The organism is Rhodococcus antarcticus (assembly GCF_026153295.1).
GTDB lineage: Bacteria > Actinomycetota > Actinomycetes > Mycobacteriales > Mycobacteriaceae > Rhodococcus_D > Rhodococcus_D antarcticus.
Window position 1 is genome coordinate 666,033 of sequence record NZ_CP110615.1, and the last position, 14,858, is coordinate 680,890.

At 74.1% G+C, this 14,858-nt stretch carries 16 protein-coding genes and 1 pseudogene; 13 read left to right on the forward strand and 4 right to left on the reverse strand.

Annotation, left to right across the window (positions count from 1 at the left end):
* Nucleotides 1-77 precede the first annotated feature (77 nt).
* The 4 genes from RHODO2019_RS03335 to RHODO2019_RS03350 all read left to right on the forward strand — a co-directional run bounded on the left by RHODO2019_RS03335 (nucleotide 78) and on the right by RHODO2019_RS03350 (nucleotide 4,252).
* Nucleotides 78-1,247 carry a 5-(carboxyamino)imidazole ribonucleotide synthase gene (locus tag RHODO2019_RS03335; protein WP_265384597.1) on the forward strand — a complete coding sequence of 390 codons (1,170 nt, stop codon included), beginning with the start codon at nucleotides 78-80 and terminating at the stop codon, nucleotides 1,245-1,247.
* Nucleotides 1,240-1,767 carry a 5-(carboxyamino)imidazole ribonucleotide mutase gene (gene purE / locus RHODO2019_RS03340; protein WP_265383620.1) on the forward strand — a complete coding sequence of 176 codons (528 nt, stop codon included), beginning with the start codon at nucleotides 1,240-1,242 and terminating at the stop codon, nucleotides 1,765-1,767. Before RHODO2019_RS03335 ends, purE begins: the two co-directional genes overlap by 8 nt.
* Entirely contained in the window at nucleotides 1,764-2,993 is a 1,230-nt protein-coding gene (locus tag RHODO2019_RS03345; protein ID WP_265383621.1) for a CynX/NimT family MFS transporter, read from the forward strand. Before purE ends, RHODO2019_RS03345 begins: the two co-directional genes overlap by 4 nt.
* Nucleotides 2,994-3,082: 89 nt before the next feature.
* On the forward strand, nucleotides 3,083-4,252 hold the full coding sequence (locus RHODO2019_RS03350) for an acyl-CoA dehydrogenase family protein (RefSeq protein ID WP_265383622.1): 1,170 nt from the start codon (nucleotides 3,083-3,085) through the stop codon (nucleotides 4,250-4,252).
* A 94-nt stretch (nucleotides 4,253-4,346) separates the two neighbouring features.
* Here RHODO2019_RS03350 and RHODO2019_RS03355 read toward each other — a convergent pair whose 3' ends face one another.
* Nucleotides 4,347-5,246, reverse strand: coding sequence for a DMT family transporter (locus tag RHODO2019_RS03355; RefSeq protein ID WP_265383623.1), 900 nt, complete (start codon nucleotides 5,244-5,246; stop codon nucleotides 4,347-4,349).
* A gap of 436 nt (nucleotides 5,247-5,682) precedes the next feature.
* Here RHODO2019_RS03355 and RHODO2019_RS03360 point away from each other — a divergent pair, with 436 nt between their 5' ends.
* Nucleotides 5,683-5,928, forward strand: a complete 246-nt coding sequence (locus tag RHODO2019_RS03360) for a hypothetical protein (RefSeq protein ID WP_265383624.1) — start codon at nucleotides 5,683-5,685, stop codon at nucleotides 5,926-5,928.
* A gap of 366 nt (nucleotides 5,929-6,294) precedes the next feature.
* On the opposite strand, the gene RHODO2019_RS03365 is transcribed toward RHODO2019_RS03360, so the two are convergent.
* A complete protein-coding gene (locus tag RHODO2019_RS03365; RefSeq protein ID WP_265383625.1) occupies nucleotides 6,295-7,683 on the reverse strand; it encodes a S1C family serine protease in 1,389 nt (462 codons plus the stop codon).
* A 294-nt stretch (nucleotides 7,684-7,977) separates the two neighbouring features.
* Between RHODO2019_RS03365 and RHODO2019_RS03370 the strand changes: the two genes are divergently transcribed.
* From RHODO2019_RS03370 to RHODO2019_RS03385, 4 genes are read left to right on the forward strand one after another with little or no spacing between them, the layout of a single operon-like run.
* Complete coding sequence (locus tag RHODO2019_RS03370; RefSeq protein ID WP_265383626.1) at nucleotides 7,978-8,730, forward strand: ABC transporter ATP-binding protein; 753 nt, start codon at nucleotides 7,978-7,980, stop codon at nucleotides 8,728-8,730.
* Nucleotides 8,727-9,644, forward strand: coding sequence for an ABC transporter permease (locus RHODO2019_RS03375; RefSeq protein ID WP_265383627.1), 918 nt, complete (start codon nucleotides 8,727-8,729; stop codon nucleotides 9,642-9,644). The genes RHODO2019_RS03370 and RHODO2019_RS03375 overlap by 4 nt, the downstream gene beginning before the upstream one ends.
* Nucleotides 9,637-10,617, forward strand: coding sequence for an ABC transporter permease subunit (locus tag RHODO2019_RS03380; RefSeq protein ID WP_265383628.1), 981 nt, complete (start codon nucleotides 9,637-9,639; stop codon nucleotides 10,615-10,617). Before RHODO2019_RS03375 ends, RHODO2019_RS03380 begins: the two co-directional genes overlap by 8 nt.
* Nucleotides 10,614-11,225, forward strand: a complete 612-nt coding sequence (locus RHODO2019_RS03385; protein ID WP_265383629.1) for a hypothetical protein — start codon at nucleotides 10,614-10,616, stop codon at nucleotides 11,223-11,225. Before RHODO2019_RS03380 ends, RHODO2019_RS03385 begins: the two co-directional genes overlap by 4 nt.
* Nucleotides 11,226-11,317: 92 nt before the next feature.
* Here the strand turns inward: RHODO2019_RS03385 and RHODO2019_RS03390 are convergent, their stop codons facing one another.
* Nucleotides 11,318-12,004 carry a DUF4383 domain-containing protein gene (locus RHODO2019_RS03390; RefSeq protein WP_265383630.1) on the reverse strand — a complete coding sequence of 229 codons (687 nt, stop codon included), beginning with the start codon at nucleotides 12,002-12,004 and terminating at the stop codon, nucleotides 11,318-11,320.
* Between the two features lie 183 nt (nucleotides 12,005-12,187).
* Between RHODO2019_RS03390 and RHODO2019_RS03395 the strand changes: the two genes are divergently transcribed.
* From RHODO2019_RS03395 to RHODO2019_RS03410, 4 genes and pseudogenes are all read left to right on the forward strand, one after another.
* Nucleotides 12,188-12,700 (forward strand): ribonuclease H family protein, encoded by a 513-nt coding sequence (locus tag RHODO2019_RS03395; protein ID WP_265383631.1) that lies wholly within the window; start codon nucleotides 12,188-12,190, stop codon nucleotides 12,698-12,700.
* 169 nt (nucleotides 12,701-12,869) lie between these two features.
* The gene (locus RHODO2019_RS03400; RefSeq protein WP_265383632.1) at nucleotides 12,870-13,304 is read left to right on the forward strand and encodes an OsmC family protein; all 435 of its coding nucleotides are present in this window, start codon (nucleotides 12,870-12,872) and stop codon (nucleotides 13,302-13,304) included.
* A gap of 92 nt (nucleotides 13,305-13,396) precedes the next feature.
* Nucleotides 13,397-13,660: pseudogene (locus tag RHODO2019_RS03405) on the forward strand (YibE/F family protein); the annotation flags it as partial.
* Between the two features lie 25 nt (nucleotides 13,661-13,685).
* The gene (locus RHODO2019_RS03410) at nucleotides 13,686-14,315 is read left to right on the forward strand and encodes a DUF6319 family protein (protein ID WP_265383633.1); all 630 of its coding nucleotides are present in this window, start codon (nucleotides 13,686-13,688) and stop codon (nucleotides 14,313-14,315) included.
* A 17-nt stretch (nucleotides 14,316-14,332) separates the two neighbouring features.
* Here the strand turns inward: RHODO2019_RS03410 and RHODO2019_RS03415 are convergent, their stop codons facing one another.
* On the reverse strand, nucleotides 14,333-14,845 hold the full coding sequence (locus tag RHODO2019_RS03415; protein ID WP_265383634.1) for a MarR family winged helix-turn-helix transcriptional regulator: 513 nt from the start codon (nucleotides 14,843-14,845) through the stop codon (nucleotides 14,333-14,335).
* Nucleotides 14,846-14,858: the final 13 nt, after the last annotated feature.

Consider the following 14,858-nt stretch of genomic DNA (forward strand, 5'->3'; position numbering starts at 1 on the left):
CCTGGTCCGGCGCGCACCGTCGGTGCCCTGACGTGGCACGATCAGCCACCGTGAGCAGCCCTGCGCCCGTCGTCGCCATGGTCGGGGGAGGTCAGCTCGCCCGGATGACCCACCAGGCCGCCATCGCGCTCGGCCAGGGCCTGCGGGTGCTCGCGGCCCGCGCCGACGACCCGGCCGCCCAGGTCAGCGCCGACGTCGTCCTCGGCGAGCACACCGACCTCGACGCGCTGCGGGCCGTGGCCGTCGGGGCGAGCGTGCTGACCTTCGACCACGAGCACGTGCCCCAGGAGCACCTCGCCACCCTGGTCGCCGAGGGCGTCACCGTGCTGCCGCCTCCCGGTGCCCTGCTGCACGCGCAGGACAAGCTGGTCATGCGCCGACGGCTGTCCGAGCTCGGCGTCCCCGTGCCCCCGTTCGCCGTGGTGCGCTCCGTCACCGACGTGCACGAGTTCGGCGACGTCCACGGGTGGCCCTGCGTGCTCAAGGCCGTCCGGGGTGGCTACGACGGTCGCGGCGTGTGGGTGCTCGACCGGGACGGGGTGGCCGAGGTGGTCGACGCCCAGCTCGCGGCCGGCACACCGCTCATGGTCGAGCAGCGGGTGGACTTCGCCCGCGAGCTGGCTGCCGTGGTCGCCCGCTCGCCGTTCGGGCAGGGCGCGGCGTGGCCGGTGGTGCAGACCGTGCAGCGCGACGGCACCTGCGCCCTCGTGCTCGCCCCCGCCCCGGACCTGCACCCGGACCTCGCCGAGGCCGCCGAGCAGCTCGCGCTGCGCATCGCGGCCGAGCTGGGCGTCGTGGGGGTGCTGGCCGTCGAGCTGTTCGAGACCCGGTCCTCGGGCTCGGGGCCCGGGCGGCTGGTGGTCAACGAGCTCGCCATGCGACCGCACAACTCGGGGCACTGGAGCATCGAGGGCGCGCGCACCAGCCAGTTCGAGCAGCACCTGCGCGCGGTGCTCGACTACCCCCTGGGCGACACCTCCACCACCGCCCCGGCCGTCGTCATGGCCAACGTGCTCGGAGCTCCTGACGCGCCGGTGATGACGCTGGACGAGCGGGCGCACCACCTGTTCGCCCGGCTGCCCGAGGCCAAGCTGCACCTGTACGGCAAGGGCGAGCGGCCCGGCCGGAAGCTCGGCCACGTGACGGTCCTCGGCGACGAGGTCACCGAGGTCGCCGAGCGGGCCGAGCGGGCCGCGCACTGGATGAGCCACGCCGAGTGGACCGACGGATGGGACCCCCATGCCTGAGCCCCGCACGCCCGGGACCGCACCCGCCCCCCGCGTCAGCATCGTCATGGGCAGCGACTCCGACTGGCCGGTGCTGCAGGCCGCCGCGGAGGCGCTGGCCGAGTTCGGCGTGGCCTTCGAGGTGGGTGTGCTCAGCGCGCACCGCACCCCGCAGCGGATGCTCGACCACGCCCGGGGTGCGGCGTCGCGGGGGGTGCAGGTGATCGTCGCCGGGGCGGGTGGCGCCGCGCACCTGCCCGGGATGGTCGCCTCGGCCACCCCGCTGCCCGTGATCGGGGTCCCCGTGCCGCTGCGCCACCTCGACGGCCTGGACTCCCTGCTGTCCATCGTGCAGATGCCCGCCGGGGTGCCGGTGGCCACGGTGGGCATCGGTGCTGCGCGCAACGCCGGGCTGCTCGCCGTGCGCATCCTGGCCGTGGCGGACCCGGTGCTGCGCCAGCAGGTGCTCGACTTCCAGGCTGCGCTGGAGGCGACCGTGCTCGCCAAGGACGCGGCGCTGCAGCAGACCCTGCTCGGGTGAGCGCGTCCACGGCCACCCCGGCCCGCGTGGGTGGTGGGCTGCTGCTGGTCGCCGGCACCGTCCTCGTCGCGCTGAACCTGCGCACCGCGATCACCAGCCTGGGGGCGGTGCTGCCGCAGGTGCAGGACGGGCTGGGGATGTCCTCCACCGTGGCCGGGCTGCTCACCTCGGTCGCCCCCGTGTGCTTCGCCGTCGTGGGGGTCACGACCCCGGCGCTGGTGCGCCGCTTCGACCTCCGCACGGTCCTGCTCGCGGCCATGGTCGCGCTCACCGCGGGTCTCGCCCTGCGCTCGATCACCACCGCGAGCTGGGCGTTCGTGCTCACCAGCGTGCTGGCCCTGGCCGGGCTCGCCGTGGGCAACGTGGCCATGCCGACGCTGGTCAAGCTCTACTTCCCCGACCGGGTGGGGCCGATGACGGCGCTGTACACCACGTCGCTCTCGATCGGCGCGGCGACGTCGGCCGCGATCACCGTCCCGCTGGGTGCGGCCTTCGGCGGGTGGCGCGCCGGGCTCGGCCTGTGGGCGGTCACGGCCGCGCTGGCCACGGTGCCCTGGCTGCTGACCCTGCGCCGTCCCGCGCCCGTGGTGGCCGTGCCCGCGGGGGTGGAGCACCGGGTGGTGGCCCTGGTCCACAGCCGCACGGCGTGGGCCGTGGCCGTGCTGTTCGGCATGCAGGCGCTCAACGCGTACACGCTGCTCGGCTGGCTCGCCCCCCTGCTGCAGGACGCCGGGTGGAGCGAGCGCGGCGCCGGCCTGCTGCTGGGGCTGTACTCGGCGCTGGCCATCCCGGGTTCGCTGCTGCTGCCCGTGCTCGCGGTGCGCCGGCCGGACCAGCGGGGCGTGATCGCGGTGCTCGTCGCCTGCTACGTGGCGGGCTACGCGGGACTGGCGCTCTCCCCGGGCGCCGGGGCCGTGCTGTGGGTCGTGCTCGCCGGGTTCGGTGGCTGGCTGTTCCCGCTGGTGCTGGTGCTCATCCCGCTGCGCGCGGAGACGGCGTCGGGCGCGTCCGCGCTCTCGGGGTTCAGCCAGAGCGTGGGCTACCTGCTCGCGGCGCTCGGTCCGGTGCTGTTCGGGGCCGGCCACGACCTGCTGGGCTCGTGGACCGTGCCGCTGGTGGTGCTCACGCTGACGATGGTGCCGACCCTGGCCGCGGGCTGGATCTGCGGGCCGCCGGGCTCGGTCGAGGCGGACCTCGGTCCGCGGTCGGCCGCCCCGGCACGGTGAACCCGGTCACGGCCGGGGTGCGAAGGCCTGCCGGTGGCCGGGGGCGGGCCTACGATCCGGTTATCCATCGCTAACAGGAGGCAGGCACCGTGGCCAGTCAGTACGGCAACCCAGACTTCGACCTCTACTCCCTCGCCGAGGAGCACGACGGGCTGCGCGAGGCCGTGCGTGCGCTCGCCGAGAAGGAGATCGCCCCGCACGCCGCGGCGGTGGACGAGGACGAGCGCTTCCCCGACGAGGCGCTCAAGGCCCTCACGGCGGCCGGCTTCCACGCCGTGCACGTGCCCGAGGAGTTCGGCGGCGAGGGGGCCGACTCCGTGGCCGCCTGCATCGTCATCGAGGAGGTGGCCCGTGTCTGCGGTGCGTCCTCGCTGATCCCCGCCGTGAACAAGCTGGGCACCATGGGCCTGATCCTGGCCGGCTCGCAGGAGCTGAAGCAGCAGGTCCTGCCGTCGCTGGCCAGCGGCGCCTCGATGGCCTCCTACGCCCTCAGCGAGCGCGAGGCCGGCTCCGACGCCGCCGCCATGCGCACCCGGGCCAAGGCCGACGGCGATGACTGGATCCTCAACGGGACCAAGGCGTGGATCACCAACGCCGGGGTGTCGGACTGGTACACCGTGATGGCCGTGACCGACCCGGAGCGCAAGGCCAACGGCATCTCCGCGTTCATGGTCCACAAGAGCGACGAGGGCATCTCGTTCGGGACCAAGGAGCGCAAGCTGGGCATCAAGGGCAGCCCCACCCGCGAGGTCTACTTCGAGCAGTGCCGCGTCCCGGGGGACCGGATGATCGGCAAGCCCGGCACGGGCTTCAAGACCGCGCTGCAGACCCTCGACCACACCCGACCCACCATCGGGGCCCAGGCCGTCGGCATCGCCCAGGGCGCCCTGGACGCGGCGATCGAGTACGTCAAGGGTCGTGCGCAGTTCGGCAAGAAGGTCAGCGACTTCCAGGGTGTGCAGTTCATGCTCGCGGACATGGCCATGAAGATCGAGGCCGCCCGGCACATGGTCTACGTCTCCGCCGCCCGGGCCGAGCGCGGCGAGAAGAACCTCGGCTTCATCTCCTCCGCCGCCAAGTGCTTCGCCTCCGACGTGGCCATGGAGGTCACCACCGACGCGGTGCAGCTGTTCGGCGGGGCCGGCTACACCCGGGACTTCCCGGTGGAGCGGATGATGCGTGACGCCAAGATCACCCAGATCTACGAGGGCACCAACCAGGTGCAGCGCGTCGTCATGAGCCGCGCCCTGCTGAAGTGAGCTGGCGCGGCCGGCTCGCGCAGGTCAGGGCCTCCTGGGCACGGGTCGCGGTCGGGCTCCGGGACGTCGAGTCCTCGTGGGCAGCTGAGGCAGCTCACCGGGCGGTGGCGCTCGTTCCGGACAGGTGCGTCGCGGTGTAGGACGCCAGCACTGCGGGGCTGTGGGCGAGGACGACGACCCCGCTCAGGCACACCAGCACGGCCGCGACGAGGACGGCGGTCGCGAGGGGGCCGTGACGGACGGTGTCGCCGTGTAGGACGGCAGCCATCACGACCCCGGCGGCCGGCTCGCCGGCGAAGAGCACGCCGATGGCCGCAGTCGGGGCGCCGGCGCGGAACGCGGCAGCGGCCAGCGTCAGGGTCAGGGCGCCGGTGACCAGCAACCCAAGTGCGGGCCAGCTCAACAGGGCGGCGAGCCAGCCGTGCTCGCTGCGCACCGCGACGGACTTGCCGAACGCGCCCAGGAGCCCGTTGACGACCGCGGCGGCCCCGGCGAGGCAGCTCGTGCGCGCGACCGGGCCGCTGCACACCGTCGCGACCAGCACGAGCCCGGCCACCACCACGGTGACCACCGCCAGGGTCACCGGCCACGCCGACGGGTGGACACCCCCGTCGCCGGAGGTCGGGGCGGCGACCAGGACCGCGACGACCAGGCCCACCACCACCAGGGTGGCCGCCCCGGCGTCCCGGAGCCCGACCGGCAGACCGGTGAGGAGGGCGCCGAGGGCGAGCGCGAACAACAGCCCACTGACCAGCAGCGGCTGGACCAGGCTCAGGGCCCCCGCGCGCAGGGCCAGGAACTCCAGGCCGAAGCCCGCGGCGTCGAGCGCCACACCGGCCAGCCACAGCGGACTCCGCAGCACCCCGACCAGGCTCTGGCCCTCCCCGCCGCCCGGGGCGGGGGTCGTCGCGGCGCGCTGCTGCACGACCACACCACCGGCGTAGGCAGCAGCAGCTGCCACGGCGAGCGCGACGGCCCATCCCGTCCCCGTCACCCCGCACCGCCGTCGTCACGGACACGTCTGCGGCCCACCACCGGGCAACCGTCGCCGCCGTTGGCGGGGCCACCGTCCGAGCCCGTCACGACCGCCAGGGTCCAGACCGGCGCGGCAACGGTCCCGCGTCGGCCGCGTCGTCGGGTGGAGAAGTCACGACCGGTCCTCTCGCGCAGCGGTGCGGATCGGGCGACCGCGAGATCCTGGGGCGAGGTTGCCCGGGCGGTGCTGAGGTCAGGCTGAGGAAGCTCACGACCCTGAGGTGCGGGGTCGGTGGTCGCGGACCCCCGCCGACCGGGCTGCCCGCTGAGTCGAGGCACGATCGGCAGGTGGAGCCGGGGCGCTCAGCGACGTTCAGCCCCAGCACAGGTGACCGCACGCAGGGTGGTCCCCATCGACCCGCAGAGCGTGGGCCGGTTCAGGAGAGGACATCACCATGCAGGTCAAGAAGCGCATCGCCGTGGCGGCCCTGGGAGTGCTCGCGCTGGGCGGTGTCGGGGCCGGCGTGGCCGTTGCCGCCACCTCGTCGTCGGCGCCGTCGACCAACATCACGGACACCGCCACCCCCGGGGACACCACCGACACCCCGGGCGCCACCGACGGTGACAACGTGCAGGAGGGCGACCAGACGGGCCCGGACACCCCGGGCGCAGCCGAGACCCCGGACACCCCGGGCGCCTGACGGGGAACCCCGGCGGCCGTCCAGCGGCCGCCGGGGGCCGACGGTCCGGGTGAGCTCCACCGACTCGGGAGGGCCGAGCAGCACCGTGCTGCTCGGCCCTCGCCGCTGTCGTGGACACCGACCCGCCCGCCACCACCGGGACCGTCACCGCGGTGGGGCGAAGGGGCTCCTCCGCGGGGGGACACCGCCCGTCGCCGGTGGGTTGACCTCCGCGCTGGGCGGTCGCTGCGCTCGGTGGAGCAGATGTGCACCCCGGACGGGGCTCGCCCGGCGTGACCGAGATCGCCGTGACCGAGATCGCTGTGGCCGAGCGTGTCGAGCTGGCCCGGGGCGGCCGGGTCGGTGGAGCGGTCCCGCCCCCACGGGTCAGCTGGTGGTGATGGTCTGGCTGCCGAGGGTGGCGGTGGTGGTGCGGCTGGTGCCGCCCTGGTCGGTGATGGTGAGGGTGATGGTGTCGCCGGGGTTGTGGGAGCGGACGGCGGCGGCGAGGGCGTCGCTGGTGTCGATGAGCTGGGTGTCGACCTTGGTGATCACGTCCCCGGTGGTGAGTCCGGCGCTGGCGGCGGGGCTGCCGGCGACGACGTTCGCGACCTGGGCGCCGCGGGTGCCGGGGGGTGTGGAGGTGGAGACCCCGAGGACGGACTGGGTGGCGTGGCCGGTGCTGATGAGCTCCTGGGCGATGCGCTGGGCGTGGTCGACGGGGATGGCGAAGCCGAGGCCGATGGACCCGGACTGGGCCCCGGACTGGCTCTGGCCGAGGCTCGCGATGGCGGAGTTGATGCCGATGAGCTCCCCGTTCATGTTGACCAGGGCGCCGCCGGAGTTGCCGGGGTTGATGGCGGCGTCGGTCTGGATGGCGTCGATGACGGAGGCCTGGGTGGTGGCGGTGGACTGTCCGGAGGCGCTGACGGGGCGGTTGAGTGCGCTGACGATGCCGGTGGTGACGGTGCCGGACAAGCCGAGCGGGGAGCCGACGGCGACCACGTCCTGGCCGACGGCGAGGGCGCTGGAGCTGCCGATGGCGATCGGGGTGAGCCCGGTCTTGTCGACCTTGATGACGGCGAGGTCGGCGGAGGGGTCGCGGCCGACGATGGTGGCGGTGGCGGTGGTGCCGTCCTGGAAGGCGACGGTGATGGCTCCGGTCGGGGCTCCGGCGGCTCCTGCGACGACGTGGTTGTTGGTGAGGATGTTCCCGTCGGTGGACAGGACGACCCCGGAGCCCACGTCGCCGGACCCGCCGACGGACACCCGGATCTGCACGACGCTGGGCAGGACCTTCGCCGCCACCGTCTCGACGGAGCCGTTGGGGGCCTGCGCGATGGGCTGGGAGGCGGTTGCGGCACCCGACGGCGAGCTCGTCGCCACGGTGGGGGTGGGGTGCTCGAGCAGGGTGGCGACCCCGCCGCCGACGCCACCGGCGACGACCACCAGTGCCACCGCGGCGGCGGCCAGGCGGGCCCGACCACCGGTCCGGGACCGCTGCGGCTGCACAGGGGTGCCCGCGTAGGGGTCGTACGGGTGGGTGGTGCTGTACGGGCTCACCGGGTCCGGGTGCCCGCCGGTCGGGGAGGACGGCGGGTAGTAGGCAGGGGGAGCGGACCGACCGCCCGCGGACCCTGCCGTGCTGGAACCCTCCGGGTGGGGCTGCGGGGTGATGGGCCCGGTGGCGGGGTCCGTGTCGTGGCCCGGGGTCCGGTTCACCTCGTCCCGGTCGTCGTCGTGGGACCCGGGACCCTGCTCGTTTCCGTTGCTCATGACCTCACGGTGCACCCCGGGCCTTAGACACCCCTGAGACGAACCTGTAAAACCCCGGTGAGTCCCGCCCACCTGCGGTGCCCGGTCCGTCACCGAGCCTCACCGACCAGGACCGGCGACCAAGCACGCCGACCACGGCGGTGCCGCCGGCACCGAGGAGAGCAGTCACGGCGACGAGGGGGAGCCGGAGCGGCTGAGCGGCGGCTGAGGACGCCCGGGTCGCGTTCAGCGTCTGCTCAGCGTCGACGGAGCACGGTCGGCCGACGCGTTGACACACCGACCGAGGGAGACCCCGTGAGCCCACCCACCACGACGAGTGGCCCGGCGGTCGAGCTGCGCGAGCTGCGCCACCGCTACGGCGAGGACGAGGTGCTGCGCGGCATCGACCTGGTCATCGAGCGTGGTGAGGTGTTCGGCTTCCTCGGCCACAACGGTGCCGGCAAGACCACCGCCATCAACATCCTCACCACCTTGATCGCCCCGACCTCGGGCAGCGCCCTGGTGTGCGGGCACGACGTCGTCACCGACAGGGACGCGGTCACCCGTCAGATCGGGTACCTCCCGTCGGAGGTGCGCCTGTACGGGCACCTCACGGCCACGGAGAACCTGGTGTTCTTCGCCCGGCTGTCCGGCGTGGCCGACCCGGAGGGGGCGGCGGCACGCGCCCTGGAGTTCCTGGGCTGCCCCGAGCTCGCCGACCGCCGGGTGGGCACCTTCTCCACCGGGATGCGGCAGCGGATCGGCATCGCCCAGGCGGTGCTGCACGAGCCGACGGTGCTGTTCCTCGACGAGCCCACCGCGGGGCTCGACCCGGACGGGGTGCGCCAGCTGCGGGAGACCATCGCCCGGCTCAACACCGAGCTGGGCATGACGGTGTTCATGAACACCCACCTGCTCAGCGAGGTCGCCCGCGTGTGCACCACGATCGGAGTCCTCAACCAGGGCGAGCTCATCTACCGCGACTCCATGGCCGAGACGGTCCGCCGCTTCCCCGACGAGGCCTCGTTGGAGGACATCTACGTCCGGGTGGGGCAGGAGACCGCGTGATCGGGGTCGTCGCCGCGCAGCAGGTCACCGTGCTGCGCCGCCAGCGCACCGCCGCCGTGGTGGTCTCGGTGCTCGTCGGGATCACCGTGCTGGCCGGGGTCATCGGCTGGTCCAGCGCTGCCACCATCACCCGCGTCTACGACCAGGCGGTGCTGCTGCTCGCCTCCCAGGGCCGCCCGGCCCCACCGAACCCGCTGGGGCTCAAGCCCCCGCTGTCGCTGCTGTCGAACATGACGGTCTACGTGCCCATGGTCGGGGCGCTGCTGGCCATCGTCGTTGGGCACCTCAGCCTCAGCGACGAGCAGAGCTCGGGCAGTGCGCGGCTGCTGCACAGCCGCCCGCTGACCCGCCGCGCCTACCTGCTGGGCAAGCTCGTCGCCGTGTCCGGCCTGCTCGCTGTCGCGCTCGTGGCCAGCCTGGTGGTGGCGGTGGTGTCGTTGGTCGTGGTCAACGCGACGTTCCCCAGCCCTTCCCAGCTGCTCCGGCTGGTCGGGTTCTACGGGCTGTCGTTGCTCTACCTGGTCATCTTCGCCCTGGTCGCGATGGTGGCGGTGCTGCTGACCCGCCGGCGCTCGATGGCTCTGCTCTCCGCGCTCGGGGCGTGGCTGGTCGTCACCTTCGTGGTACCCCAGTTCATCTCCGGACTGCGTCCGACAGCGTCGCTCAACCCGCTGAGCGTGCCCGTCGGCACCTCGCAGACCTTCTTCGACATCACCTCACGGGTCCGCTTCCTGTCCCTGAGCGAGGTGTTCAAGAACGCCAGCGCCCAGATCCTCGCCACCGCACCGGGCGAGCCGCTCATCGTCACCCTCGGTCGCGTGGTCCCGCTGGCGGTGGCCGCACTCGCTCTCGTGGCGGCCGCCCTGGTGCTGGTCCGCCGCCACGACTACTCCAGGAGTGCCGCCGATGAGTAGGTCCACCCGGGTGCGCACCCTCGCCCACCACGAGCTGCGTGCGGCCACCCGCAGCCGACTGCTGGTCGTCCTCGCCGCGATCCTGGTGCTGGTCACGGTGGTGTCGGTCTACGTCGGTGCGGTGGACTACCGCAGCCAGATCGCCGACTACACCGCCTACCTGCAGGCGGCCGCGGCCAGCGGGGTGACGCAGCTGCCCCCGCCGCCGCTGCGGCTGTTGTCGCTGCTGCGGGGCGCGATGGAGTACCTGGAGATCATCGGCGCCGTCATCGGGGTCGCGCTGGGCTACCTGAGCGTCACCCGCGAGCGCGCGGGGCGCACCCTCGCGCTGCTGCGGACCCGCCCGGTCAGCGTCGGCGAGCTCGCCGCCGGGAACCTGCTGGGGGCCTCCGCCGTGCTGGGGATCCTGCTCGCCACGACCGCTGTCGCGGCGGTGCTGTGCCTGGGCGTCATCGGTCACGGCTGGGTGGACACCGGGCAGGGCGTCCAGCTGCTGCTCGCCTACGTCGCGGCGCTGCTGTACCTGCTCACGTTCTACTGCCTCGGCGTGATCGCCACCGCCCGCTCCCGCGTCGCGGCCAACGGACTCCTCGTCGCCCTGGCCGTGTGGCTGGGCGTGGTGCTGGTGCTCCCGCAGATCGGGGACACCCTGGACGCCGACAACCAGGTCCCGGGGGGACTGTTCGCCGCACTCGGGCTGAACCTGTCCGGGGAGACCGCCGTCCTCACCCACTTCGCCCTCTACGAGAACATCCGCACCGGGCTCGAGGAGATCTCGCTGGCCAAGCACTTCGAGCGGTTCGCCTTCGCGATGACCGACATCCCCAACGAGTACCAGGGCGTCTCCCTCGGCCAGCTCCTGGCCGCCAAGCGCAACGACATCATCTGGCTCCTCGTCGGGGTGGTCGCGCTCGGCGCGGGCACGCTCCGCGCGTTGCGCCGTCAACCCGTCACCACCGGAGGACAACCGTGAACCAGTCCCGCACCACCACCCACCGGATCACCACGCGCGCCGGCCGCACGCCTGTCCGCACGGTCCTCGTGGCCCTGGCCGCCGCCTCCACGCTGCTGCTCAGCGCGTGCAGCGGCAGCAGCTCACCCTCCGCAGGGTCGGCCGCTGCGCCGGCCGGCGGGGCCCAGGTCGTGCCGGTGACCAGCAACCCCATCAGCAACACCGCCACCGCTACGACCCTCACGGCCGACAACGTGATGGTGGAGAACAACACCGATGCCAGCGGGGCCACCGTGAACGACCACCTGCAGCTCGACGTGCACAACACGGGGACAACTCCCCTGAGCGGCTTCGAGGTGTTCTACACCTTCGCCGATCCCACGTCCTCGTCGAAGGAGAGCTACTACCTGAAGCTCCCCGCCACCTTCACCGTTCCCGCCGGCGGCACCCAGACCGTCAACTTCGACAACACCGGCGCCCCGGACCACTTCGCGGTCAACAAGTTCAGCCTCTACTACACGTCGAAGTCGGCCCTCGACGTCACTGTCGAGGTGAGCGCCACCGGCGCCGCCCCGGTCACCGCCACCGCGAAGAAGGATCCCGGCGGGTCCGAGAACGCCGGCGGCTGAGCACACCGCCCCGGCACCACCCCGACGACGGACGTCGAGGTGGTGCCGGGGCCACCGGGGCGGAGGAGCACGGGTCCTGCTGGCCCCCCGGATCAGCGGCGCGCGGCCAGCTCCCAGGCCCGGTCGTGGGCCGCCTGGGCGCGGCGGCGCAGGTCCTCGCACACCTGCGCCTGCTCAGCCGGAGTGCCGTGCCCGTCGCTGACTCGGATCTCCATCGCGCTGAGCCGGTCGAGCTCGGCCCCGGTGGGCATGTCCGGGCCTACCTCGGTCCCCGGCCCCGGGTGCCGCAGTGCCCGCGCTCGTCGGTAGGGGTTGTCCGCCGGCAGCGCGCCGCTGGCCCGCCCGTAGAGGCCCGCCGTGAGCAGCAGCACGCCGGCCACCAGGCTGAACAGCACGTTCGGGATGGTGAAGGCAAGGAGGTTGGCCGCGGTGTCGAGCAGGGCCAGGTTCGCCAGCCCGGACACGAGGAAGGCGACCCCGACCGAGGCGGTGACCGTAGAGGCGGTCGGTCCGCCCACCGCCGCGGCGGTGAGCAGCACGGCCGCCACCACCAGCGAGACCACCGACAGCAGCCCGTTGGAGGTCAGCCCGAGCACGGGGGTGCCCGCCGTCTCGAGCAGGCCCAGCCGGTCGACGAGCCCGAGCACGCCGAACGTGGCCAGGACGAGCGCGGCGACCGCAGCGGCCAGGCGGTGCAGGGTGGCGAGCCGGCCGTGGCGTCGCGAGGTGGGGCGCGGTGACACGGGGCGCGGTGAGGTGCGGTGGTGGTCGGTGGGCATCGGATCCTCCAAGGGTGTGGTTCAGGTCACACCTGGTGTCCGTGCGTCGGGGCCTGCCGGTTCGATCCCCGCCCCGACGTCACGCCCCCGTCACCGACCGCCGCCGCGAGGGGAGGAGGGGGACCTGCCACCGCCGCTGGTGGTGGTCCCACGGCCACCCCGGCGGCTGACATCCTGGGCGCCATGAGCAGCGACTCCCGGACCACGATCACCGCCGGCACCGACGGCTCGTCCCGCGGCAACCCCGGTGCGGCCGGCTGGGCGTGGGCTATCAGCGAGACCGAGTGGGCCTCGGGCGGCTGGGCGCGGGAGACGAACAACGTGGCCGAGCTCACCGCGCTGCGCGAGCTGCTCACCGCCGTGCCCCCCACCACCGGCCTCGAGGTCCGCAGCGACTCCACCTACGTCATCGACGCTCTCGTCGGCCGCGGCGGCAAGCGACCGTGGATCGCCGGGTGGAAGCGCAACGCGTGGCGGACGGCGGCCGGGGCACCGGTGGCCAACAAGGAGCTGATGGTCTCGATCGACGAGCTGCTGAGCACCCGGACGGCCCCGACCACCCTCACCTGGGTGAAGGCGCACAAGACGTCCGGCGGCGACGCCTACAACGAGATGGCGGACCGGCGGGCCTACGCGGCGTCGACGGCCATCCTCGAGGGCCGCGACCCGGATCGGGGCCCCGGTCTGCACGGCTGAGCCCGGCTCGGACCAGGCGGGTGGCGAGGTCGGGACCGCCGCCGACCCCAGGCGGCGGCCCTCGACGCCGGCTGGGTCCAGGAGACCGCTGGCTGCACGTCGCTGTCGCTCGCGGGGTGAGCGGAGCGCCGGTGCTGGACACCGGGGCGGGACGGGGCACGATGGGCCCGTGAGCACCTCAGCGGAGCAGGGACCGGGCGAGCCCCGGCTGTGGGTCGAGCGCACCGGCACCCGGAGGTGCACCGGCCGCAGCTCGCGCGGCGCCGAGGTGCACCTCGGACCGGTGGAGCTCGACGGGGCCTTCACCCCGGGCGAGCTGATGAAGATCGCGCTGGCCGCCTGTACCAGCCTGTCCGCCGACGCCGTGCTGGCCCGCCGCCTCGGCGACGACTACACGGCGATCGTGGAGGTCTCCGGCCCGGCCGACCGCGAGCAGGAGCGCTACCCGGTGCTGTCCGAGCGGCTGGTGGTGGACCTCTCCGGGCTGACCGAGGTCGAGCGCGCCCGGGTGGAGACCACCGTCCGGCGTGCGGTGGAAGCCAGCTGCACCGTGGGACGGACCCTGCAGCACGGCACCACCGTCGTGCTGGAGGTGGCCGGCTGAGCTGGTCCGCCCGCCGCACCTGGTAGACCCCTCGCGTGAGCACGCACGGACACGGACACGGCACGAGCGACGTGCGGCTGGATCGCACCGCCGCCCGGGTGGTGGTGGGGCTGCTGCTCACCTGCGCCGGCAGCGCGCTGCCCCTGCTGCTGCTGTTCAGCATCGCGGGACGCTCCATCACCGACGTGCTCACCGGCGACGTGGTGGCCGTGGAGCTCGTCCGGGCCCTGGTGGGCGGGATCGCGCTGGTCGCCTCGGTGCCGTTGACCACCGCGATCGCGGTGGTCCTGGCCCGCCCGGACACCGGTCCCGCTCCCGTCCCCCCGGTCCGGACCCGCCACCACCGCCGTTCCTGACGGGGGCAGGTCGTAGGGTCCGCGCGTGGCACGCACCCGCTCCGGCGAGCTCACCGCCGAGGACCTCGTCGACCTGGCCGCCTCGCTGGCGGCCGGTCGGCGTCGCACGCTGTGGCTCCGCGAGCCGCTCGTCAGCCTCGGGCTGCCGGCCGCCACCTCGGCGCGGGTGGTCTCCGTCGAGGGCACCACGGTGACGGTGCGGCCCAGGGGCGTGGACGACGACGTCCCGTTCGAGGCGCGCGAGCTGGCGGGCTCCCGGGCCGCCGCCGCCGCGCCGCCGCCGCGACCACCCCGGCCCCCCCGGGTGCGCCGGGCGGCCGCCCCGGCTCCCGCGACGGTGGTCGACGCGCCGGCGCCCACCCCGCGACCCGCCGCGCGACCGCGCCGGGGGACGTCGGTGACCGTGCTGCTCAGCGGGGCGGCGGACGGCGGCTGGACGGTGGAGCACGCCCTCGGGGGTACGCGACCCACCCGTCCCGCACCCGTCAGCCCCGAGGCGGTGGCCCGCGCCGTGCACGCCCTCGGACACCCCGCCACCAGCGCGGCCGTGGACGCCGTGCTGGAGCACGCGCGCGCGGCCGCACAGGCACAGGTGGCCGAGCTCAGCGCGCGGCTGGAGCGGGCCCGTGCCGAGCTGGAGGCGCTGGGAGGCTGAGGTCGTGAGGACCCGGCTCAGCCCTCGAAGTCGCCCGCGTCGCGGCGGAGCTCGGTGAGCACCTCCACGAGCTGCCCCAGCCGCCCCGGGTCCAGCCCGGGCGCGGCGAACACCGTGGCGTTCAGCTCGGTGGTGGCGTCCTCGGCGGCCGTGCGCCCCGCGGGCGTGAGCTCGACGAGGGTGGCCCGGCCGTCGCGGGGGTGCGCGCGGCGGACCACCAGTCCGGCCGCCTCGAGCCGGTCGACGGCGTTGGTGACGCTGGTCGGGTGCACCTGCAGCCGGCTGCTGGCCCGCTTCATGGACATCGCCCCGTGCCGGCTGAAGGTCAGCAGCATCAGCAGCTCGTAGCGGGCGAAGGTCAGCCTCCGTGGGCGCAGCACCGCCTCCACGCGGGCCAGCACGATCTGCTGCGCCCGCATCAGGGAGGTCACCGCGGCCATGCCGTCGGCGACCTCGCCCCAGCCCCGCTCCGTCCACTGCCGTCGCGCCTCCGCGATGGGGTCCAGCGGCAGGGGGTCGGACGCGGTCACGGGGCGAGCACTC